19 protein-coding genes are annotated in these 22,772 nt (G+C 66.9%); 7 read left to right on the top strand and 12 right to left on the bottom strand.

Translation table 11 applies throughout. From position 1 onward, the window contains the following. Window positions 1-7 precede the first annotated feature (7 nt). A complete protein-coding gene (locus P2P98_RS16530) occupies window positions 8-6,475 on the bottom strand; it encodes a DUF3320 domain-containing protein (protein WP_275801355.1) in 6,468 nt (2,155 codons plus the stop codon). Between the two features lie 246 nt (window positions 6,476-6,721). On the opposite strand from P2P98_RS16530, the gene P2P98_RS16525 reads away from it, so the two are divergent. The 3 genes from P2P98_RS16525 (at window position 6,722) to P2P98_RS16515 (ending at window position 7,929) form a co-directional block, all read left to right on the top strand. Next, window positions 6,722-6,886 carry a hypothetical protein gene (locus P2P98_RS16525; RefSeq protein WP_275801354.1) on the top strand — a complete coding sequence of 55 codons (165 nt, stop codon included), beginning with the start codon at window positions 6,722-6,724 and terminating at the stop codon, window positions 6,884-6,886. A gap of 120 nt (window positions 6,887-7,006) precedes the next feature. Further along, window positions 7,007-7,300, top strand: coding sequence for a hypothetical protein (locus tag P2P98_RS16520; protein ID WP_275801353.1), 294 nt, complete (start codon window positions 7,007-7,009; stop codon window positions 7,298-7,300). 92 nt (window positions 7,301-7,392) lie between these two features. Beyond that, window positions 7,393-7,929, top strand: coding sequence for a hypothetical protein (locus P2P98_RS16515; protein ID WP_275801352.1), 537 nt, complete (start codon window positions 7,393-7,395; stop codon window positions 7,927-7,929). A 165-nt stretch (window positions 7,930-8,094) separates the two neighbouring features. On the opposite strand, the gene P2P98_RS16510 is transcribed toward P2P98_RS16515, so the two are convergent. From P2P98_RS16510 to P2P98_RS16500, 3 genes are read right to left on the bottom strand one after another with little or no spacing between them, the layout of a single operon-like run. Then, window positions 8,095-8,448: an Imm70 family immunity protein gene (locus tag P2P98_RS16510; protein ID WP_275801351.1), complete on the bottom strand. Its 354-nt coding sequence runs from the start codon at window positions 8,446-8,448 to the stop codon at window positions 8,095-8,097. A gap of 19 nt (window positions 8,449-8,467) precedes the next feature. Further along, window positions 8,468-8,848 carry a bleomycin resistance protein gene (locus tag P2P98_RS16505; RefSeq protein WP_275801350.1) on the bottom strand — a complete coding sequence of 127 codons (381 nt, stop codon included), beginning with the start codon at window positions 8,846-8,848 and terminating at the stop codon, window positions 8,468-8,470. Further along, window positions 8,845-9,537, bottom strand: coding sequence for a DUF4386 domain-containing protein (locus tag P2P98_RS16500; RefSeq protein ID WP_275801349.1), 693 nt, complete (start codon window positions 9,535-9,537; stop codon window positions 8,845-8,847). Before P2P98_RS16500 ends, P2P98_RS16505 begins: the two co-directional genes overlap by 4 nt. Window positions 9,538-9,566: 29 nt before the next feature. On the opposite strand from P2P98_RS16500, the gene P2P98_RS16495 reads away from it, so the two are divergent. After that, window positions 9,567-10,250, top strand: a complete 684-nt coding sequence (locus P2P98_RS16495; protein WP_275801348.1) for a TetR/AcrR family transcriptional regulator C-terminal domain-containing protein — start codon at window positions 9,567-9,569, stop codon at window positions 10,248-10,250. A gap of 12 nt (window positions 10,251-10,262) precedes the next feature. Here the strand turns inward: P2P98_RS16495 and P2P98_RS16490 are convergent, their stop codons facing one another. The 4 genes from P2P98_RS16490 to P2P98_RS16475 are packed head-to-tail and all read right to left on the bottom strand — an operon-like array spanning window position 10,263 to window position 13,021. After that, window positions 10,263-10,928: a Type 1 glutamine amidotransferase-like domain-containing protein gene (locus P2P98_RS16490; RefSeq protein ID WP_275801347.1), complete on the bottom strand. Its 666-nt coding sequence runs from the start codon at window positions 10,926-10,928 to the stop codon at window positions 10,263-10,265. Window positions 10,929-10,962: 34 nt separating this feature from the next. Then, a complete protein-coding gene (locus tag P2P98_RS16485) occupies window positions 10,963-11,445 on the bottom strand; it encodes a MarR family winged helix-turn-helix transcriptional regulator (protein ID WP_275801346.1) in 483 nt (160 codons plus the stop codon). 41 nt (window positions 11,446-11,486) lie between these two features. Then, the gene (gene ribA, locus P2P98_RS16480; RefSeq protein ID WP_275801345.1) at window positions 11,487-12,125 is read right to left on the bottom strand and encodes a GTP cyclohydrolase II; all 639 of its coding nucleotides are present in this window, start codon (window positions 12,123-12,125) and stop codon (window positions 11,487-11,489) included. Next, window positions 12,122-13,021 (bottom strand): VOC family protein, encoded by a 900-nt coding sequence (locus tag P2P98_RS16475; protein WP_275801343.1) that lies wholly within the window; start codon window positions 13,019-13,021, stop codon window positions 12,122-12,124. The genes ribA and P2P98_RS16475 overlap by 4 nt, the downstream gene beginning before the upstream one ends. A 198-nt stretch (window positions 13,022-13,219) precedes the next feature. Between P2P98_RS16475 and P2P98_RS16470 the strand changes: the two genes are divergently transcribed. Together P2P98_RS16470 and P2P98_RS16465 are read left to right on the top strand one after the other, a co-directional pair. Continuing rightward, window positions 13,220-13,516 carry a type II toxin-antitoxin system RelE/ParE family toxin gene (locus P2P98_RS16470; RefSeq protein WP_275801342.1) on the top strand — a complete coding sequence of 99 codons (297 nt, stop codon included), beginning with the start codon at window positions 13,220-13,222 and terminating at the stop codon, window positions 13,514-13,516. A 25-nt stretch (window positions 13,517-13,541) separates the two neighbouring features. Continuing rightward, on the top strand, window positions 13,542-14,600 hold the full coding sequence (locus P2P98_RS16465) for an ImmA/IrrE family metallo-endopeptidase (RefSeq protein ID WP_275801341.1): 1,059 nt from the start codon (window positions 13,542-13,544) through the stop codon (window positions 14,598-14,600). A gap of 491 nt (window positions 14,601-15,091) precedes the next feature. Here P2P98_RS16465 and P2P98_RS16460 read toward each other — a convergent pair whose 3' ends face one another. The 4 genes from P2P98_RS16460 to dnaB all read right to left on the bottom strand — a co-directional run bounded on the left by P2P98_RS16460 (window position 15,092) and on the right by dnaB (window position 21,061). Then, complete coding sequence (locus P2P98_RS16460) at window positions 15,092-16,876, bottom strand: SAVED domain-containing protein (RefSeq protein WP_275801340.1); 1,785 nt, start codon at window positions 16,874-16,876, stop codon at window positions 15,092-15,094. Continuing rightward, entirely contained in the window at window positions 16,876-18,336 is a 1,461-nt protein-coding gene (locus tag P2P98_RS16455) for a ThiF family adenylyltransferase (RefSeq protein ID WP_275801339.1), read from the bottom strand. The genes P2P98_RS16460 and P2P98_RS16455 overlap by 1 nt, the downstream gene beginning before the upstream one ends. Continuing rightward, window positions 18,333-19,340, bottom strand: coding sequence for a nucleotidyltransferase (locus P2P98_RS16450; RefSeq protein ID WP_275801338.1), 1,008 nt, complete (start codon window positions 19,338-19,340; stop codon window positions 18,333-18,335). Before P2P98_RS16450 ends, P2P98_RS16455 begins: the two co-directional genes overlap by 4 nt. Before the next feature lie 353 nt (window positions 19,341-19,693). Beyond that, the gene (gene dnaB / locus P2P98_RS16445; protein ID WP_058596991.1) at window positions 19,694-21,061 is read right to left on the bottom strand and encodes a replicative DNA helicase; all 1,368 of its coding nucleotides are present in this window, start codon (window positions 21,059-21,061) and stop codon (window positions 19,694-19,696) included. Between the two features lie 590 nt (window positions 21,062-21,651). On the opposite strand from dnaB, the gene P2P98_RS16440 reads away from it, so the two are divergent. Continuing rightward, the coding region (locus tag P2P98_RS16440; protein ID WP_275801337.1) for a hypothetical protein at window positions 21,652-22,772 on the top strand (1,121 nt) is incomplete at its 3' end.

Below are 22,772 nucleotides of genomic sequence, written 5' to 3'. Positions count from 1 at the left end.
TCGCCGCTCAGAAACGGGCGACATAGGCTCCCGACGGCGCAAGCTCGACCCGTCGGGTGGCCACCGCCACCGTCAGAGCCTCGGCAAGTCGCTCGGAGATCTGCGTCGTCATCCGCTTCCCACCGAACAGCCGCAGAGCTTCTCGCTTGATCTCGTCCTCGCGCACCCCACCGCCGAGCTCAGCGACAACGGCCATCGCGTTCGCGATCTCCTCCAGGGCCACGGACTCGAGCGGTCGGCTCTCCCCCGAAGCGCTCGTCCGGACATCTCGCCAGGTGGCGACATCCAGGTCCACCGGCCAGACGAACTGCTCGTCACCCTGGCGGGTGTGAGCATCCGGGATCAGCCGAAGAATCGACGCAGCCCGGGGCCCCGACACACGAGACAGTCCGAACGATTCCGCCACCAGCCTCACCAAGCGTGCTCGCGAGATTGGTCCCTCGGCGACGATCGCCTCCACGAGGACGGAGCGAACCCGCTGAGCAGCAGATGGACTCGGAAGCGCATCAAGCACGGCGACTCCCCCCGACGCGGTGGACGTCCAGGGCACGAAGGGGCGGACGTGCGGATGCGTCACAGTGACGGCATCCTCGTCGTCCTGTCCTGCCGGCATTGCCCCGCGCGGAGGCTCAAACGGCTCCTCCGCCGGAAGCGCGTCAAGATTCTCGACCCGCTCCACCGGCGCGTCTGACACAGACCGGACGCCGGCCTTGGCGGCCTCAACCGCCGCGACGAGCCGGTCGGCCGTGGCATCCGGATCATCCAGGCATTCCGGCAGCCACACCCTTTCGACCCCCGGCCACCGCATCAACCTGCCGAGGACATCAACGGGCAGGCCATCGCGGTCGGCCACCGTGCGGCGCGCGCGCCAGCCCTCACCGTCGAGCAGAACGGCGATGAGCGGCTGGGCGGGGTCGGACGCGGATGCCAGCGTGAGATCGATACGGAAGTCCGAGAGCCCGACGTCCGTCTTCACGACGAGTCCGCGCTCGGTCAGGACCGCGGCGATCTCGTCGCGGTGGCGATCGATCACGGGCGCACGAGACGTGGAGTCATCGGTCGGCGCGACTCCGCGCGCGGCGAGCTCGAGGTAGGACTTCAGGTCTTTGAGTCCCCGGGCGGAGGTCTGCTCAGCCCGGAGCTCAGCGGGATCGAAGCTCGCGTACAGCACGACCTGTCGCCGCGCACGAGTGACCGCGACGTTCAGCCGGCGTTCTCCCCCTGCGCGGGACAGTGGTCCGAAGTTCAGCGGAAGCATTCCGCGGTCGTTCTTGCTGAAGGCGACCGAGAACAGAATCGTGTCGCGCTCGTCACCCTGTACGCTCTCGAGGTTCTTCACGAACAATCCATCGCGCTCGTCGAGTGCGCGGCCGATGCGTTCATCCGGAGCGTCTCGCAGCATGTTGTCGATGAGGTCGCGCTGCTGGACGTTGAACGTGATGATGCCGATCGACGGCGCGGTGTCGCCGGCAGCGGCGAACCGCCGGATCACCTCATCGACGATCGTCTGCGCTTCGACGCGGTTTGTCCGAAGAACTCCGCGCGCGCCCGAACGCTCGAACCGACCGTCGACGCGCACGAGCGAAACTCCGTAGTCGGGCTTCGTCGCGGCGAGCGCGCCGGGTGTGGACGCGGTGAAGTCACGCAGTGGGGCCGGGAACGACGACAGACGGCTTTCGTAGTACTGGTGGTTGCTGAAGGCGATGAGCGCTTCATCTTGGCTGCGGTAGTGCCACGACAGCCACTTGCTCGGAACCCGTGCTTGGGTGCACTCCGTGAGGATGGATTCCTCATCTGCCACGAGACCAGCATCCGCCTCCGCCTCATCGACGTCGGCCGTCACCTCCGCGAAGGTCGATGGAGGCATCTGCTTGGAGTCTCCGACAACCACGACCGATCGCGCTCGCCCCATCGCTCCGACGGCATCCGCGACGCGGATCTGCGAAGCCTCGTCGAACACCACGATGTCGAACATCCCGGCTCGAGCCGGGAAGAATCGCGCGACGGATTCCGGGCTCATGAGCATGCACGGCGTGATCTGGGTGATCAGCTCGCCGTACTTGTCCATGAGCGTCCGCACGCTGTCCCCACCCCGCTGCCGCGAGAGCTGACGTTTGAGCGCGCCCATGTCGCCGCCGTCGAAGGTCGGGTCGAACCGCCGCTGGGAGAGGATGTCAGCTGGCAGAGCCCGCGGAAGCTCGCCGCGGATGGCTGCCGAGCTCGCAGCGAACCGTTCGATCGTCCGGTTATGCGCCGCGGGATCGAAGTCGCTGAGCGCGGTCGCGTCTTCGCGTTCACCGAGGGACGCCGCCGCGACGCCCTTGTCGAAGGCGAGCGCCGCGTCGTCGGCACGGATGCGCCCGGCCAGAATCGCCTCCCGCGCCACATTCATCCCCTGGCGCCGAAGGGGCTCCACGTGCCGGAGCAGGTCGATCCAGCGGCCGAGGGTGACAGGTTGGGTCGTCGCCAGGTTGCGCGCCGCACGTGTGCGTTCCCAGGTCGATGCGACTCCTTCATCTCCGGCCCAGGCGGCGAGCTGGTCAGGCGACGCGCGACCTCCCGCAGCAGCGACTGTCGCCCGCCACGCCGCAGCGAGCGCCGCGTACCGCTCAGCCGCCGCCACATCCGGGGTCGTCGTCTCATACACCCGGCGCAGGTCCAAGCGGAGATCTCCGGCAGTCGAGGCATCGGATGCGAGCGTTGTCGAAAGCCAACCCACCCACCTGAGGGCGGCCACGACCTGGTCGGCTGTGCCCGGCATGTAGGGATTGACGTCGGGGGCCGCGACGACGACGGGCAGTCGCTGCAGCTCACCACGTATCTCGTCGACCTGGGCGGCCGTCTCGGCCATGGCGCCGGTCAGTGCCGACAGGCTGCGCAGGTCGATCGCGGCCTGCTCGACGCGCAGGTCGGTCGCGAACTGGGCGAGTACCGCACGCCGACGCTTCTTGCGACCGAAGAACGACGACTCATCCGCGGCCAGGGCGGCTGCGTGAATCTCGCGAACGTCCCGCGAGAGCACCCGCGGATCGACCTGGCCGAGCCATGCAGGCGGCTGCGCTGCGGCCGCTGCCAGCCGCCGAAGGAGGTCATCAATCGACTGGAGCTGGACACGGTCGAGGGCACTGAGAGGATGGCGCGGCGCACGAGCGACACCCGCCCACGCTTCGAGCTGCTGCGGATCGCGCACGCGAGACAGCAGTTCGCTCAGACCGACGGCCGCGAGCGCGTCGTCGAAAGTGCGCGCCGCGCTATGCAGCGAGACCGCGTCGATATCGGGATCGTCGACGAACCCCCACGGATGCGTCGCTGCCGGGCGGGCGAGATCGCTGACCGCCGGCAGCTCTCGCAGAAGTGTGCGCAGCTGGTCGATGTGATCGCCCGACGCAACCAGGGAATGCGGCACATCCAAGGGCGGGATGTCCGCGGCGGATGCCAACATCTGCGATCGAGCCGAGTACAGGGACAGACCCGCCGCGTTCGGTTCGTGAACCCGCTGCGCGTAGCGCGACAGCGCGCCCCGACTGGACTCCGCCGCCTCGCGCTGCGCGGACAGCGCCGCTCGATCGGGCCGGGCGGTGGCGTCGAGCGCTGCCCTGAGCTGCTCGCGCACGGCATTCGGCCGCGCGCCCTTGTCGTGCAGGTCGAGTGAGAAGGCGCCGAGCCCGACGGCATCCAATCGATCCTTCACGACCTCCAGCGCCGCGCGCTTCTCCGCGACGAAGAGCACGCGCTTGCCGGAAGCCAACGACCGAGCCAGCAGGTTCGTGATGGTCTGCGATTTGCCGGTGCCCGGAGGACCTTCGAGCACGAACGTGCGGCCCTCCACGGCCTCAACAACGGCCTCGAGTTGCGAAGAGTCCGCGGAGACGGGAACCTGCGCCGAGAGCGCGTCGAGATCGACGTCGACCGGCGCCGGTACAGCGTCGACGTACGCCTCATTCGGCGAACTGATGAGGTGGGTGACGAGCGAGTTCGTCGCGAGCTCTTCCCAGTTGTCGTCGAGATCTTTCCACAGGCGGAACTTCGCGAACTGCAGGATGCCGAGGTGCACGGTGTCTTCGACGACGAAGGGCCGCTTGGCGTCGATCATCGCCTGGCGCACCGCATCGAACGCGGCGCCGAGGTCGATCCCCGCGGCATCCGTCGTCGGATTCGCGAGCCCGGGGACCTCGATGCCGAAGCTCACCTTCAGCTTCTCGAGGAGGCAGTAGTTCGGCGTGGACGCGCCCGCCTCGTCGAGGACGAGACGGAAGGACTGTCCACGCGACACACTTTCCAACGTCACCGGGACGAGAATGAGCGGCGATTGCAGCTGCCGGTCGTTGAACTCCCAGCGCAGGGTGCCGAACGCGAGGTACAGGTTGTTTGCGCCGGTCTCTTCGGTGACGGTCTTTGCCTTCGCGGCCAGTGCACGCAGCCTCGTTGTGTAGGCCGCTTGTGTGACATCGGTCAGGTGCGCCTGCCTCTTGTCGGCCAGAAGCGCCTCTCGTTCGGCCTCGTCGCGGTCGCGACCGAAGCGGATGCCACGCTCTCGCGCGATCTCGGGAACATCGTCGGACGCGAGAAGAGTGACGCTCGCGCCTCCGTTGATCATGTCCTCGAGCCGACCGAGTGCCGTGCCCGGCACCGCGAGTTGGTACCCGGCACGGCTCGTGAAGTTGATGAGCCGGTTGCGCAGACTCAGGTCGAGCAGAGCGTTCTTCCACTGCGCCACCCGCGGCGGAGCCAGTGGGCGACCCTGCGCATCGCGCTGGTCGGCGACGAACGGCACCAGGACGCGATCCGGCGGTCGATACTCGACGACGGTCACCTCACCATCGGGACCCACGGTACGACTGGGCAGTGGGAAGATGCCGTTCTCACGGGCGGCGCGCACGTCGGTGATGCCGAGGATCTCGTCCCGACGCGCTTCGAGGTACACCTGGGGCGCGGCGCGGGCGACGTCGAACGTGGCGGATGCTGGACCGCCGGTCACCTTCGTCGTCTCGAGCAACGAGATCCGGCCCAGCTTCGTGAGGTTGACCGCTTCTTCGCTGTCGGTGGTCGCGGGCAGTCCGAGGCTGCCGTTCTCCCGCCAGTACCCGAGGAAGATGTGTCCGTTCACCATCCACAGCGTCGAGTTGATCCCGATCTGCTCGAGCAGCGCGGCGAGCGTCAGCGTCGTGTCGAGACACGTTCCGAGTCGCCCTTCGAGCACCTCTTGCGGCGTGCGGATCTTCTGACCGCGCAGGCCCCAGCTCGCCGGAGGCTCCGCATAGCGGATGTCACGTTCGCGCACGGCATCCCAGATGGCCGCCACCATGGCATCCACCCTCGCCGGGTTGTCGCTCTGGTAACCGTCGAGCTCCGTGCGACCGCTCGACTGCCCCAGCAGGTCCGAGGCACGCTGCAGGACGGGCGTCAGCGCGGCCGCCTGCGGCTGAGCGAAGGATGCCAGGAGCTCGAGGCCGAGGTGCAGCTCCCGGGCGATCCACTGATTCGCGGCGAGCACAGTGACCGGATGCCGATGCTCGGCGATCAATCCGCCGTCCGGTCCGCGCAGAGTGAGAGTGATGGAGCCAGGCTGTTCCGTGTCAACCTGAAGCATCGGAGCGGGATCGAGGGAGAGCAGGTCGAGCCCCGCGAGTGTCTTGAGACCGGGCGCGAGGTCGAGGATCACGACTTTGGGAGCCCCCAGGGATCCACTGGCCGTCGCGGCCTCGATCTCGAGCGACGCTCCGCGAAGCTCGGGCCCGGCGTACGAGACCCGTACCTCCTGCACGGGCACGATGCGGGCGTGCGCCATGGCATAGCTGAGCTCGCTGACCGCGTCGAGCGAAAGACGCGCGCTCGGCGTCGGCGCAGGTGCGGGCACCGACGCGTCCGTCTCGGGCTGCTCGCGCAACTGACGGCGGGTGAGCGGCGGTGTCGCTGACTCTGTGGGCCGCGCGGTGGTGGCCACCGGCTCGGCCGACGACGGGAGGGGAACAGCCGGTGGCGCGGGAAGGGGCGCGCTCGGCGGCGCGGGAAGGGTGTGGCCGGTGGATCCACCGCCCAGCGCCGACAGCACCGTCGGCTTGCGCGCCGCGATCCGCTGCGCTTCGTCGGCCGCGCCCACTTCGCGAAGGAGCAACTCCGCCGAATCAAGAGCCCGATAGGTTTCGGCGGGGCTGAACTCGACCTGGTGCGCATGTTTGTTGCGCACCTCGCGCATCTCACTCGCCCAGTTCGTCGCTTGCCGCGAAAGATGCCCGTCGAAGGGGTAGCCGAGGTTGCCCAACTTCTCGGTCATCACTCGCAGCATCAGTCCGACATCGTTCGCGTGATGGTGTGAGGCGGGTCTGCCCGCGAGCTCGTCTTTGTGAGCGATGACCTGTACCCACGACGGCCCCTGAGGGAGACGCTCCGTGAACACCCGCTCGATGAACGGACGGAGGCCTTCTGCCAGGTCGTCGATGGAATCGCCGATGATCTGGCGTGTATCGATGGTCATGACATCCCCCTGAGGCCCGTTGTGGCTCGGCCGTGGTATCGGAGCCTAGATGATCGTGAGCGGCCGTTTGGGAACGCACGCTCAACTGTCTTGGCGCACAGCGGGGTGGTCGAAGAGAACACCAGAAGTGCCACCGCCAGCGTCTACTCACGCCTGTACTGGCGCAGCTTGTGGACTATGACACCGACCTGAGGCGCTCGAGGATTGCTCTGACCCATGTCCGACCCCCGGAGTACCCTCCCCACCATGACCCCAGCTACCCTCTTTCTCGACGCCGATTCCGCGCTGCGCGAGGTCATCGACCAGCTCGATCCCGCTGACTTCTCCGCCCCCGTGCCGAAGGAGTGGAGCCAGCTCGAGTCGCCCACGCTGCTGGGCATCCTCGGGCGACACGCGTACGACGAAGCGTGAATCCCTGACGTCATCGCGGGCCGCGCGACGGCCGACGGCGACCCCCACGCCGATGCCGAACTTCTGGGCGACGACCCCATCGCCTCCTACGACGCGCTCAACGACACGGCGACGGCAGCCGTGAAGGCGGGCGACATCGCCGAGACCTTCCGCTTCACCTACGGCGACTACCCGGCCGGCGAAGGCTTCGCGCACCTCGCGACCTACCGCGCGTTCCAGGGGTACTCGATCGCGAAGCACTTAGGCATCCCGTTCCACCTGTCCCCCGAGCTGGTCGCCGGCTTCAACGAGCACGTGGTCCCACACGCTGACGAGTGGCGGCAGTGGGGCGTGTTCCCGCCAGCCATCGAGCCGCCCGCGGATGCCGATGACGAGACGCGGCTGCTCTGCGCTCTGGGGTTCTGGGCTTCCTAGGTAGGAGCGGCAATCCGCTCTGTGCCCGGTGGCTCCAACGTCGCGATAAGTATGATCGCGATCATGACGACTGTTCCTGCTCAAAGGCACTCGTGATCACCGAAGAGCCCTGGTACTCGCAGCTTCGAGCTCGCTGGAAGCCGGAGCATGTGAAGCTCCTGATGATTGCGGAGAGCGCCCCCGACGACCGCGGCGACCTCAGCAATCGCCGGTTCTTCTACGCGGATAGGCTCGGCGCCGACAATCTGTTCCGAGGCGTCGTTGAGGCGATGTACGGAGTCGCAAAGGACGATCTCAAGCGAACAGGAAAGGGCCCGTGGCTCGAGCGGCTCCAATCTGATGGTTTCTTTCTGATCGACCTGGCCCCGCATCCTGTCAACGCTCTCACCGGCCAAGAACGACGGCGTTCCCTGATTCAGTCAGTGCCAAACTGCGTGGCGCGCGCGGCTCAGCTGAATCCCGATGGTGTGGTGGTCGTCAAGGCGGACCTCTACCCAATGCTCGCAAGCCCCCTACGCGACGCGGGGCTCACGCTGCTCCAGGATGGTCCGATCGCCTTCCCCTTGGGCAACACCCGTGCAGAGTTCGTTGCCAGCTTCAATCGAGCTCGCGGCAACCTCGAGGCGTAGCTGAACATACAGCGCGAGCCGAAACCGCCAACAGCTGGGGTCAATCCATTGCCTCGAACATGTGGATCCGGGTCGAGCGCGGAGTGCTCGGTGAAGCGACTCGGAGGCCTCAGACGATTCGCAACGGCTTCCCCGTCTGAGCGCTCGCATCCAGAGCGGCATCCATCACCGCAGAAGCTGCCGCCCATCGGCCGTCACGAAGTAGTCGCCGAGCGAGGTGATCGTCTCGGCGATGTCACTCCCCCACGGCGGAACGAGGCCCGGCTTGTCGATATCCCAGACCACGCCGACGGGCGGGTGCTGCCGCAGCTCGCGCTCGACGTTCACCAGTTCCGCGCGCGCGAGCTCGGCGGCATCCGGAGACAACTCACCATCCCGGTAGAGAGTCGCGAGCGTCGGAAACCGCGAGCCGCGAGCACCGCCCTCGAGCCGAACCGTGACGGTGTCGAAGAACGACCCGAGGAAGTCAGCGCGGCCGACCGGATACGCGATCGGACCCACCCGCAGATTCACGCTCATGGCAAGAGCTTAGGAAAGCTCAGTCCACGTACGACGGCACGGGGTTCTCGATCAGGTTCAACTGCGTGCCGTCGATGTCGATCAGGTTCCCGATCCGCAAACCCGACGGCTGCGTCGCCACCGGGTGAACGCGCGGGAACCCGACCGTCTTCTCGACGACGCCGGCCGCCGTGATCCGCCGGTACAACTCGTCGACGTCGTCGACGCGGATGCTGCACATGAACGAGCTGCTGGCGGGATCGAGGTCGGCGAAAGGGAAGAACTCCAGCGAGAGCTCGCCGCGCCGGAGGATCAGCCAGCCCTCGTCCCGGTAGTCCTGCTCGAAGCCGAACCCGCCGTAGAACGCGATGGTGGCGTCGAAGTCGCGGGACGGCAGGTTCGGGACGGCGCGATCGGTCATGCCGGTGACCCTATCGGGCCACTCGGCTGGGCGGAGAGGTCCGCAGCGACAGGCTCCCGGAACCCGCGGACGATGAGCAGGATCGCGAGCCAGACCTCGAACGCGAACACCGGCAGTGCCGCCACCCCGGCGACCGGCCCATTGAGAGGGATGACCGCCCACAGCTGGCAGAGGTTGCTCGCGAGCACGAGCGCGCCTCCGACGAGGCCCAGCGCGGCGAGCGCGCGGGGCACGACGCGCGCGTCCCACAGCAGCCACCCCAGCACGATCGTATTGACGCTGATCACCAAGCCCTGACCCACGAGGAACGAGGCGGTGTGCATCGCGGATGCCACCTCCGCCACCGCGCCCCCAGCCGACGGCGCCCACATCATCGCGAGCATCGGCAGCGTCCCGGCGATGATGACCGCCGCCTCGACCGCGCGAAGCAGAGCGAAGGTCGCGGCGCGGACCGGCCCAAAGGCGCGCAGGAGGTGCCAGAGCAGCACCCCCGTCCCCGCGCACCCGATCGCGAGGGCGAACTCGAGCGTGATTCCCGCCGGGAGAAGCCCGGCACCATACGCGACCACGGCGACGACCGACGTCACGTGGGTCACCAAGTAGAGGATGCCGGCGGCGCGGGCGTGCTGGCGCGGGGTGTGCCGCGAAACGGATGGAGGAGCGTCGGTATATACGGTGTATGCCTGCATGATCGAGAGTATGGATATACGCTGTACATATGTCAACTCTGCCGCGCCTCGACAGGGAGCGCGTCGTCGAGGCCGCGGTCGCGATGGCCGACGAGCAGGGACTCGATCGGACGAGCATGCGGGCCCTCGCCGACCAGCTGAAGGTCACCCCGATGGCGCTGTATAACCACGTCGCCAACCGTTCCGAGCTGATCGACAACATGCTCGACCACGTGATCGCCGGCATCCCCGACGTCGACGCCGAAGGCGACTGGATGCACGCGACCCGGGCGCGGATCTTCGCGGCCCGAGCGGCGTTCGCCGCGCACCCCTGGGCTCGAGAAGCGATCGAGACGCGCCCGCTCGCGACCCCGCTGACCCTGCGGCACATGGACGCCCTCATGGCGGGCATGTTCGCCGGCGGGCTCTCGGCCGACCTCGTGCATCACACGATGCACGCCCTCTCGACACGCATGTGGGGCTTCACGCGCGACGTGCTGCCGACCCCCCAACCGCCCAGCGATCCCGACGAACGTGCGCGCGCGATGGCAGCCTTCGCCGCGTCGTATCCCGCGATCGTGCGCATGACCACCACCTCTCCGCACGCGGGAGAGGCCTGCGACGACGACGCCGAGTTCGGCTTCGCCCTCGACCTGATCCTCACCGGGACGCAGCGGCTGCACGAGCAGGGCTGGACCCGCGCGATGCCCGTCGACCACGCCCTCCGGGGCTGATCGAGCCCCCGGCTAAGCCCCGCCTGCGAAGTGCTCCCAGTGCCCCTCCGACACCACGCGCACCTCATCGCCCTCGACCATGAGGGCCGTCTCGTCGTCGATCGCGTAGGCCGGCACGCCGATCTTCGACGCCCATCGCCGCCCGCTCTCCGTGGTGTTCGACGACCAGCCCGGGTAGTCGAGGTGAGGGAAGATCGAGAACCCGACGAGACCGAGAGTCTCGTTGGTGCCGTCCGGCTGCCACTCGACGAACTCCGGCCCGATGCGCGGCGTCAGCACCATGCTGCCGGCACTCACCCCGACCCACACCGTGTCTGACAGTGACGGAAGCAGGTCAGCGAGCCCCGACTCGCGCAGCCAGTGCGCGAGGTACATCGCCTCGCCTCCGTCGACGAGGAGGACATCGGCCTCTCGCACCCACGGCTCCCAGCGCTCGCGACGCATGGTGGGCAGAGCGAGGAGCTCGAGGACCCCGACAGACTCCCAGCCCAGCTCGACGAGACGCGTCCTCCCCGAAACGGTCCGCCACAGACTCTCGGGCGTGCACATCGGGTGACCCCACTGCGCCGTCGGGATCACCAACGCGCGCGACTCCTCGATCGGCTCGCCGAGCAGCTCGACGAGAGCGGCACGGATGCTGTCGTTCGTGACACCACCGGAGGTCAGCAGAAGCTTCATGGTTCACCGACACGCGTGATCATCGAGCGCTCCTTCATCCCCGGGGGCCGAACCGGTGCAACGGATCGAGATTCTTCCCGAGAATCGCGGTGATCCGCGAGAGGTGAGCCAGATCTTCCGGCGAGAGCGCGTCGATCACGAGCCGGCGCGCGGTGGCGATGTGTCGAGGCGTCGCGCGAATCAACTCCCGTCGCCCCGCCGCGGTCAGAGTGGCCATGCTGACGCGTCGATCGGCGGCCGAGATCGACTTCTCGACCAGCCCCCGCCCCTCCAACCGCCGGCACACGTGCGACACCCGCGGAAGGGTGGCGTTCGTGGCCTCGGCGATTTCGGTCATGGATGCCGTCGACTCGGGCATCGCGCGCAGGTACGACATGAGGCCGAACTCGTAATGCGTCATCCCGGAGTCGCGCGACAACTGCGCATCGAGCTCGCTCGGCAACAGATTGCAGACGCGCAAGAGTCCGAGCCAGGCTTCGCCCTCTTCGGGGGTCATGCGCGGAACGGCGTAGGTCATCAGGTACTCCGAACGTCGGGAGCGGGAGGGCTACCGCGCCCTCACGCTACCCCGAGGTCGAGGTGGTGGCCGGTGTGATCGCGCTTCGCCCGCAGATAGCGAGCGTTCGCCGCCGTCAGGTGCACTCCGGTCGGCACGACGCCATGGACGGTGATCCCGAGCGCGGTCAGCTGCGCGACCTTGTCGGGATTGTTCGTCAGAAGCCGGATGCCGCGGAGTCCGACCGCATCGAGCATCTGCGCGGCCGCGGTGTAATCGCGTTCGTCTTCCCCGTGCCCCAGGGCGGTGTTCGCCTCGTAGGTGTCGAGTCCGGCATCCTGCAACGCGTACGCGTCGAGCTTCGCGTACAGCCCGATGCCACGGCCCTCCTGCCGCAGGTAGAGCAGCGCGCCACCCTCGATCGACAGCCGCTCGACGGCTTCGCGCAGCTGCGGGCCGCAGTCGCACCGCTCCGAACCGAACACGTCGCCCGTGAGGCACTCGCTGTGCAGCCGCACCAGGGGAACGTCGTCGCTCGGTGAGGTTCCGTCGAACGACAGGAGCAGGTGCTCGGCACCGTCGGCGAGGTGACGGAAGGTCGACACCCGCGCGGTGGTCTCGAAGCCGTCGGCGAATCGCAGCGGGATACGCACCTCGGTGCGCACCTCCGCGCGCGGAAGGAGAGAGATCGCCGCGTTCATGCCGCACCTTTTTCCGGCGTGACGGTCAACAGGGTTCCCCAGGGGTCGCGGAGCCGGAGACTCCGCCCGTCGTCCTCCGTGGCGATGCCAGCGTGGCGTGCACGATCGGCGAGGGCGAGCACGTCACTGCGCTCTGGCATCCGGAGACGGACATCGCCCAGGCCGAGCGAGACCGCACGGGGGCCGGCGCCGGCGCTGTGCCACGTGTTCATGCCGATGTGGTGGTGGTAGCCGCCGGCGGAGATGAACAGCGCGGACCCGAGGTCCATGACGACGTCGAAGCCGAGGGTGTCGACGTAGAAGCGGCGCGCCGTCGCGATGTCGCCGACCTGCAGGTGCACGTGGCCGATCGTGGCCTCGTCGGTGCTCTCGCGCGAGGGGTCGAAGTGCTCGCGGAGGAACGCGTTCGGGTCGATCGCCAGGTTCTGCGGCATCCATCCGGCGGGCTTGTTCTGCCAGACCTCGACCGGGCGATCCCAGTAGAGCTCGATGCCGTTGCCCTCGGGGTCGTGGAAGTAGAAGGCGTTGCTGAACGTGTGATCGGTCGCGCCCTCGTACAGATGCCCCGCGTGACGGGCCATCGACATGACCGCCGCGGCGAGCGCCGCGCGATCGGGGAACGCGATGGCCGTGTGGTACAGCCCGGCATCGTGCCGGCGGAAGGGCGGCAGGTCGGGCGTGTGGGTGAGGGTCACGATCGGGATACCGTCACGCCCGAGGGTTGCGCGCGGACCGGACTGGTCGAGCACGTCGAGAGTGACAGCGCGGCGGTAGAACTCCGTCTGCGCGTCGAGGTCTCCGACGAGGAGTTCGACCGTGTCCATGCGCGTGGCGTCGGCCGCCGCGCCGACGGTGTGAAGGGGAGACGGGCGCCAGGTCAGCGCGAAAGCGGTCATCGAACACGTCCTTCGGCCTGCGGATCGGACGGTCCGACCGCGGTTAGTTGACGCAACAACTAACTGGGGCAACTCATTCCGGCCCCAGCTGCGAGATTGCCGACCTCACCTCGAATTGCCCGCTCACGCCTATCGCGAACCGCATCCGATCTCCCGTACCAACAATGGCAAGTGTTACGATTTAGGTAACATACGTAGATGCAGCTGCGGTACGCGAACGCCGACCTCGAGCGAGTCTGCACTGACGAACGTCAGATGCAGAAGCGTTTCGGGGTGCCCGTCGCGAAGGCGCTGAAGCTGCGCCTGTTCGACCTCCGAGCAACGACTGACATGCCACTACTCCTCCAGGGTCGCGGCCGCTGGGAAGAGCTTCATGGCAATCGAGCCGGACAGTGGTCAGCGCGACTGTCCCCGAATTGGCGACTGATCGTCGACCCGGACGGAGACGACGCCACCGTACTGATCGTCGAGATCGTCGACTATCACCGCAAGTAACCATCCGAGCAGGAAAGGAGCCGTCATGACCGCCACCCCGAACTACATCGTCACCACTGGCGACTTCATCGCCGAGTGGATGGAGGACGAAGACCTCAATGCAGCTGAGCTCGCGCGCCGGCTGGGCACCTCGCGCAAGCATGTAAGCGAGCTGCTGAGCGGCAAGGCTCCCCTGTCCCATCAGGTGGCACTCGATCTCGAGCGTGTCACCGGGATTCCGGCGCGGCTCTGGAACCTTTACGAGTCGACCTATCGTGGAGACCTGGCGCGCCTCGCCTCCGAGCAAGAGCTGGCTGCGCAGTATGACCGGGCCAAAGCCTTTCCCCTGCAGTACCTTCGCAAGTTCGGCTACGTCACGGCCAACGCACGAGATCGAGCAGGTACCGTACGGCAACTCCTCGAGATCCTCCGTGTCGCTGATCTGGACGCGTTTTGGACGACCTGGCGCCACGGAAGTGTCGCTTACCGCCGGACAGCGACAGCGCGTGACGACGTAGCCAAGCTCGCGACGTGGCTCGCTCTCGCGGAGAACAGCTCCGGCGAGCGCAGTGACGGGCCGCCATTCGATCGTCCCGGGCTACACGCGCTCCTGCCGGAGTTGCGCGCACTCACTGCGTCAGACGAGCCTCTCGATGCCGTACGCACCGCTATCGACAGCCTCCATGCTGTGGGGGTCGTCCTGTGTTTCATCCCTGCCGTGCCCGGTCTCGGCATCCACGGTGCGACGCGCTGGATAGGGGGCCGCCCACTAATCCAGCTCTCGCTTCTCTGGAAATCCGACGACCAGCTTTGGTTCACCCTGTTCCACGAGCTCGGGCACGTCCTCCTGCACGGAGACAAAGACCTGTATCTAAGCGGCGATCACACCACAGCGGAAGACGAGGCCAACACGTGGGCGTCCGACCTCCTCATCTCGCCCGCGATCGCAGCGACCCTACCCAGGGGCAGAGACATCGCCGCCGTGCAGGAGATTGCCGCTGATCTCGGCATTGCCCCCAGCATTGTCCTGGGGCGCATTCAGCGCGAGACGAAGGACTACGCCTGGGGCCATTCTCTGAAACGAAAGTTCGAGTTCTCCGCGTGAGCCCCACACGGACGCCGCTCTAGGCAGTTGCAGGAACCGCTCGGACAATTCCCTGCCGCCCGCGCAGTTCCAAGACCAACCGTGCCCTGAACCGGTTCGTGCCGCTGCCTTAGGAGGCGGACTGGACGAGCCTCCCCGAGGCCGTGCCCGGCGCCTGCGCGAAGAGCCGTCTGCCGGCGTCGCATGACGCTACTCGGTGAATGGGCAGTGGCATGATCGCTACGTCGCGCCGTCGACCACGGGCTTCCTCTGATGCATGGCCACAGCCACAATCCCGAGACCGGCCTCGGGCACCGAGTGTCCACATCGGCGTTGATGCTTTCGCGATCGCGCCAATCTCATTGCTCTCGTTGACGCATGGTTCGGAGGCCTTCATGGGGGAGAGGAGCCGATTGCGGTCATCGTCCGGGAGCGCTCCGCGGCGGGACCGAGCACGTCGCTTCCGAGGTCGCGCGCCGGCGCGGTAATGGAGGGGTCACGGACGACTGTGCTCAGTTCCGACGTTCGAGGAGTACTTCGGTGATCGGACCACCGGCGACTCCCGGCTCGATGGCGAGCACCGGTCGGTAGCGGGGACCGCTGATCGTGTCGCCGTCCCATTCGTAGGCGATGGTGCGAAGCGTATTGAGGTACCGCCCGACAAGCACGGCCATAGGGAAGGGGCCGTGGAAGGCGAGATGTACTTCGGCCCGCCCATGATCTGCAGACAGGCGCTTGAGGTGCTGAGCGACGGATTGCCCGAGGCTCCCCGCTTCCCGGGGATCGATCCGACCGGAGCTTGTGAGGGAGACGATCTCCACGCTCACGAAGCCCTCTAGGGATTCGCGCACGAGGCGCTCGAACGCCGTGAGGTCCGGGGCCGCGGTGAGCGTTACGAAGACCGCGACTCGGTCCGCCCCGGTGCTCGGCTGGGTGACCTCTGTGGCGAGCGACTCCACGTTGAGTTGGGTCGCGCCCGGATCGTTGCTCGTTGGTGTGGACTCCCAGGCATTGTTCTGCACATCGAGAACCGTGACGTTGCCGATCTTGGTTTCGGGCAAAGCCGCTCCGAGGGCGAGTCCGATTGAGAGGTGTGCTCCGCCGGAGATCTGCACGCGCTGCGCGCCTGCTGCGAACACAGCGTCACCGGTCAGCGGGAGCGTTCGCCGGAGGAGCTCGAGGCCGTGGGGCGACGGGAGCCGTCCTTCGGTGGCCTCCTTGATCCGCATGTGAAGGTCGTCGTGGTCGGCATCCACGGCGGACGGAGCAGGGCGGCTCTGTACTCGAATGGTGAGATCTCGGCCCCCGGCGCGGATCTCAGGTCGGCGTTGTTCGATGCGGTGCATGAGGAGGTCGCGAGTGATTTCGAGCTCGCCTGCGGGGTCGAGAACGTTGGCTTGCTTCTTGTCGGCCATAATTCGTGCTGGCGAGAGTCTCAGCAGTCGGTCGGGGGCGTCGTAGTCGCATTTCGACCCGCTTCCCGCCCGTGCGATCTTGTTGGCGATGCACAGACTGAACGCGGGATCCTCGTCGAGCTGGAGAAGTCGGGGGAGTTCGCGTTCGCGGACGATCTCGCTGTCGACGATGTCGGGAGTTACGACGAGCACGCCTGCCGAAAGTCCTTCGGTGAGCGCTTGCTCGAGCCGGTCGGTGGTCGTCCCTGGTCGCAGGTCTACGCGATCTCTCCAAACGACGACACCCGCAGCTCTGAGCAGGTTCTCGAAGGACTCCGCTTGCTGTGTCCCGTCGGACTGTCGATACGAGATGAACACGGGCCCATCACCTCGAACTGCGCCGTAAGGAAGCGGACCGAGCGCACCGAATCGAGGCGCGGGGAGGGTCACGTTCGCATCACGCGTGACGACTCGGCCGAGTCGCTGACGTCGTGCGATCAGGCCGAAGTACGCGCCAGTTTCGCCAGGCGTGAATATGACGAGCGCGACGGGGCCGTCAGCGGCTTTGGCGGCGGCCCGCATTGCGTTGCGGTCGATTGTGCTCGGGCCGGACGGTGCGGGATGGCTGTGCCACTCACCGACGTAGCCGATTGGGTCGTCCTCTGCTCTATCCGAGAGGAACTTTGCGAGCTGTTCATTCGCCTCAACGTCGTCGCGGACGTAACGGTCCTTTGTCGCGCCGCCGCCATCAACCACGAGGGCGTGAGTGATCACGACGTTGTCTATCTCGCGGTACCCGAGGAGGATGCCGCCGGTTTCGAGGGGTAGCCGTTTCGCCGTCGCGGATGCGATCGTCTCGTGCGCGTCAGCGCGCATGTCGATGCTCGGAGCGGATCGAGTCATTAGGGAGTCCTTGCTAGGTCGACCAGGTTTCGTACTTCCCCTGAGGAGTGGACGGGACTTCCGGTGAGGAGACCGATGACGTGACGGACGGTCACAGATGCCGCCTCGACCACGACGTGGGGTGGTGTTGGCGAGATCGGGCTGCCACATCCGGCTTCGAACGCTGCGGCCGGCTGCTGGTCGACGTCGACGCTCGAGCTCGGAAGCGGGTCGGCGCCCTCGAGTGGCGGGAGCAGGTCGACGCGGTAGGTGGCGCCGTCGTTCTGAATCGAGGCAGAGACGATTCGTTTCCGCGCGGACCTGGCCGCGACATGCAGGAGCGCGGTCGTGGCGAAGTCGGCGCTGGTATCCACGACGAGATCGTGACTCGTCAGAAGTTCCATGGCGACGTCCCCGGACAAGACAGCATCGTCGAGCTCTTCAATGTCGTCTGCGGCGATCTCATGCCGGGCGATGAGATGTCGTCTGACCGCGGTGACTTTCGACAACCCGACCATCTCCGGCCCGACGAGGTGGCGGATGACGTTACCGGGCATGACGATGTCGTCGTCGACAAGCGTCAAGTGGCGCACGCCGGCGCGCACGAGCAGATCGGCCGTGAAGGAGCCAAGCGCGCCGACGCCGACGATCGCGACCCGAGCTTCGTGGAGCAGAGGCGCAACTGCCCCTGCGCGGGCCGTCTTCGCCGCGATGGTGTCGGATGCCGCGCGGAGGCGCCGGACGGCGGTGCCCCCATCTTTCGTCGGCCATACTTCGAGGACGATCGCCCCGTCATGCATGCCGCGACGGTAGATGAGCACGACGATGTCGACCAGGTGGTTCCGGATCCGCCGGTCGAGGTCCACGTCGGGGGCGACGCGAGCTGCGACGTCCTGCCAGGATCGCGGTGGAACGTCTATGTCGCCGAGATCGGCAATATAGCCAAAGCGGTCCTTGCTGTGCTTGGACGCCTTCGGCGGGCGGGTGCCGCTTCCAATCCGCATCGTGTTGTTGCTACCTGGGCGGAATCGCACGAAGCCGTTGGGGTACCCGGCAAGGTCGTCGTAGAGATAAAGGCGCCCGTCTTCAGATGAGCGGAAGTATCGCTCGAGATCCAGATCGGGCCGATCATTTGGCCACCCAGCATCCGCCTGCTCGAACCACGCGGTCACGTGCTCCAGGAAGGCCGACGCCTCTGTCCACCACAGGTCGTCGTGGTCGTCTTCCGCGACCAAACAGAGCGCGCCGTCCAGCTCTCGATGCCAGGACCAGGTGACGCTGTCTGGGTCGACGGGAACGACGCGCGGCGGGTGGAACGGAAAACGGGCACGAAACGAGATCACGACCTCTGTCGACCCGTCCGGATGCGCGATCGTGCCTCGCCACCCGGTTTCGCCCTCGACGAAGCCCGCGCGAATCAAGCCTTCTTCGAAGTGCTGAAGGGAGTAGGCGACGTACTCGTCGTACTCGGCGATCGTCAACCGAAGGTCCTGCTGCCCGCCGGCACGGTCCGTTCACCAGCGGAGATCGCGAACTCCCGTTTCGACCCGTCATCGTTGAAGCCTGGCGGCATCGGGAAGACGGTGTCGTCGTCTCCGTTCTTGCCGAGCAGCTTCTGGAACGCGAGGGCGGCTTTGCCCTCGTCCTCCTCCTGTAGCGCGTCCTGTGCGTCGGCGGCGGCGCCGACGAAGCGACTCCGAGCTGCCTCCAGTTCGTCTTCCGTCGCGCGGATGCGGATGGTGTGCCCAGGAAGTGTGGGGTCGCTGATCGCGATGCCGTATGTGACGAAGTTCTCGACAATCTTGCTCACCTCGTTGAGCGCCGACACGTAATACTCCGCGTGATCACTGCCCGTCACCAGACCCGAGGCGAAGGCCTGGTAGGTCGCGACCTCGAAGAAGAAACCCCCCGGCTTCTTCTTGCCGAGGAGCGCGCGCCGCGTCTGGCGAAGCATCTTCACCGTCGGGACGTAAAAGCCGTCGTGCGCGGTGTTCATCGCCGTCGATAGCGACGTCAGCGCTTCGGGGTTGGTGCGCACCCACTGGTTATCGTCGCCCTTCTGCGGGATCTCCCACGTCTCGCCGTCCCAATGCGAACGCGCGGGAACGGCATCGACGTAGAGGCCGTAGTCGGGGAACGAGACCTGCAGACTTCGATCCTGTCGCTTGGTCCGCTGACGGCCGTCGTCATCACGCCCGAACTCGGCATGGAGGACGGTGAAGAACCGGTCGAGGATTTCCTTCGAGGTGACGTCGCTAGGCAGATCGGGGAGACGGACGAACACGTCAACGTCCTTCACCCGCTTGATCGACACGCTTCGCTTGTAGGAACCGATCAACACCGGGTTCACTCCGTACTCGGAGAGCTTGGCGTCAGCCAGGAGAGCTCCGCGGACTAACCGATGCGCCTCCGGTGCATTGGCTTTGTCAACGCCAGGCTCGATGGAACTCAACGCATCCTTGAACTGCTGTTTCAGGTGAGCCATCGTGGCGTACTCCGCTTTCGGTCGGGCTTTTCTATCGAGTGTACGAAGGGGGTCCGACATCGCCGCCCGATGCTCGGGGACGCCAGCCTTCTCCGGCTCACCGAGTGCACGGCTGTCCCGCGGGGCGTCGATTCGCCCTCGACGCGGCTGCCCAGATCGACCGACGGCGCCCTACGAGAAGTCCGCGTTGTCCGCGCTGACCTCCTCGTACATGCCGTGGTCGATGTAGCGCTTGAACTTGTCAGCGTCGGCAGCGGGCGATAGATCACAACCGCCGAAGTGTCCATTTGGACACCGCGCAGGCGTTCCACCCGCGAAATGGACATTCCAGAACAATCTCTACAACCGATCGATTACATCCCCGGCGCCATATCCGCGAATCGCGAATAGTGCCCCTGGAACGCCACCGTGATCGTGTCGGTCGGACCGTTACGGTGCTTCGCCACGATCAGATCCGCCTCGCCGGCGCGCGGGGAGTCCTTCTCGTACGCGGCCTCGCGGTGCAGCAGCACGACCATGTCGGCATCCTGCTCGATCGAGCCCGACTCACGCAGGTCGCTCAGGGCGGGCTTCTTGTCGGCGCGCTGCTCGGCACCACGATTCAGCTGCGAGAGCGCGATGACGGGAACCTGCAGCTCCTTCGCCATCAGCTTCAGCGCACGCGAGAACTCACTGACCTCCTGCTGGCGCGACTCCACGCGCTTACCGCTCGTAAGCAGCTGCAGGTAATCGATGACGACCATCTTCAGACCCTCGCGCTGCTTCAGGCGACGGCACTTCGCGCGGATCTCGACGAGCGTCATGTTCGGGCTGTCGTCGATGTAGAGGGGCGCGTCGTTGATGCGGCCGCGGGTGGCGGCGACGGTGGTCCAGTCGCGCGAGTCGAGCGTGCCCTTGCGCATGCTCTGCAGCGGGATGGCGCCTTCGGCACTGAGCAGGCGCATCGCGATCTCGGACCGGCCCATCTCGAGCGAGAAGAAGATGCAGGGCGCGTTCGACTTGATCGCGGCCGCGCGGGCGAAGTCGAGCGCGAGCGTCGACTTACCCATTGCGGGACGCGCGGCGAGCACGATCATCTGACCCGGGTGCAGACCGTTGGTCAGCTGGTCGAGACCGGCGAAGCCGGTGGGGATGCCGGTCATCGACCCGTCGCGGCCACGGGCGGCCTCGATCTCGTCGACGGCGGCATCCACCGCGACCGTCAGGGGGATGTAGTCCTCGGCGCTGTCGTCGCCCGAGACGTTGTAGATCTCGGCCTGCGCGCTGTTGACGAGCTCGGTCGGGTCGCCCTCGCCGGCGTACCCCATCTGCACGATGCGGGTGCCGGCCTCGACGAGGCGGCGGAGCAGAGCGCGCTCGGCGACGATCGACGCGTAGTAACCGGCGTTCGCGGCGGTCGGGACGATCGAGGTGAGGGTGTGGAGATAGTCGGGCCCGCCGGCGCGCTGCAGCTCGCCGGTCTTGATGAGCTCGTCGGTGACGGCGACGACGTCGGTCGGCTCACCGTGCGAGTAGAGGGTGAGGATCGCCTCGAAGATCAGCTCGTGCTTCGGCACGTAGAAGTCGGGGCCGCGAAGGGTCTCGATGACATCTGCCACGGCATCCTTCGACAGGAGCATGCCGCCCAGAGCGCTCTGCTCGGCGAGCATGTCGTGCGGCGGGGTGCGCTCGGGGCGCGGGGCTTTTCCGAGACGCTCTTCGGCGATGTCAGCGATCGACACGTGCTCTCCTTCAGTGCTCCGACGCCCCCTCACCTCCTCGCGCGCGCGCGTGGGAAGGTCGGGAACGCTGCGGGTGGGACGATCTCGCCAGCATGAAATCACCAACATCCGACATCGACGCGCGCCGGTGGTGAGGGGGATGCCCGAGGGGCTGCCCCCACGCTAGATACCACTGTCTCCACATGCAAACAGACCTGTGGATAACTCTGTGGAGAGTTTGCGGGAAACGCCGCCACGTCTGTGCACAACTACTGTGGACAACTAGGTGGATGGATACGAATTTTGGGCAAAAATAGCCCTCCAACCAGGGATAAATCTCTCCACAGCTTTTCTGTTTGAAACCTGCGTGAACTTCGGCTTGAAGGTTGTGCGCTACGGGGTTCGCATGTGCACAACTCGGGGGATAACTCGCCGGACGCCTAGCCATCCAAGGTCCCGGCTGTCAAATCATTTTTCCCATCCGGCGTGTCGCCCGTCATCCCGCGGTTACTTACCGACTACCGAGATTTCACCCCCGCCCTATCGAACCCGCCGACGCAGGCGTACCGTTGCCGCCGCAGAGTCGCTCACGATTCTTTGGGGGTGCATCGATGGATGCCACGGCGAAGCGGGGAGTGTCGCACACGCTGCGATTGCTCATCGCCGGCGCCTGCGCGGCATTCGCCCTCGCGCTCCTCTCGCTCATCCTCTCGGTGACGTCCGCGTCGGCCGATGACGGCGGGGGATCCGGTCTGCTCGGCGGAATCGCCTCGACCGTCGACGACGCGACCGATGCGGTCGCCGACGTCGCCCGCCCCGTCACCGATGCCGTCGAACCTGTCACCGATCACGTCGCCGACACCGCGGCATCCGTCTCCGACACCGTCTCCGAAGCGCTGCCCGAGCCCGTCGCGGCCCCGGTCACCGAGATCACCGACACGGTGACCGACACCGTCACCGACACGGCGAGCGCCGTCTCCGACACGGCGGGTGACGTCACCGGTGGAGCACTCGGCACGGTCGACGCCATCATCGACGACGCGACGCAGGGGGTGTCCGATGTCGTCGACTCAGGCGTGGGCGGCACGATCGTCGAGCCCGTCGTCGACACCGTCGAGGCGCTGCCCGTGGTCGGACCCATCGTCGACGACACGGGCCTCGGGGGCGTCGTCACCGACGTGGGCGACACGGTCGACGGCACGGTTCCAGTGATCGTCGGCGAGCTTCCCTCCGTCGACCCCGTCGCTCCGGTGACGCCCATCATCCCCTCGATTCCGGTCGTGCCGACGGTTCCGATGCCCGTAGAGCCGGTCGACCCGGGCGGAGTCGTCACGCCCCCGGCCGCGCCGGTGGCGACTGACCCCGCGTCCCCGCTGCTGGTGGACGCATCGTCGACGGCTCCCCCGGCCAACCCCACCGACGCGCTCATCGTGCACGCTCGCGCGACCGCCGCGTTCTTCACCGCCGCTGCGCACTCCGCGCCGCCGACGCAGATCGCCGCCCCCGCGTCCCCCGCGGTTCCCGCCGACGCTCCGACGCCCCTCGCCACACAGAGCGTGTCGGGCGTCCCGGCCTCGTCGTCGGCATCCGGGAGCTCCGCCGCCGCGCCCTCCCCCGTCGCAACGCCCGCCGACGCCGCCTTCGGCGCCGGGATGCTGCTTCTCGCTCTGCGCCACGACGTCGACGACGACCTGCCGGGGAGCCCCGTCTTCGCCACCGACGTCTCTCCTGA

The sequence above is a fragment of the Microbacterium sp. Kw_RZR3 genome, from assembly GCF_029222405.1.
GTDB lineage: Bacteria > Actinomycetota > Actinomycetes > Actinomycetales > Microbacteriaceae > Microbacterium.
The sequence above is the reverse complement of the archived record's forward strand: the minus strand, read 5'-3'. Positions and strand labels throughout refer to the sequence as shown.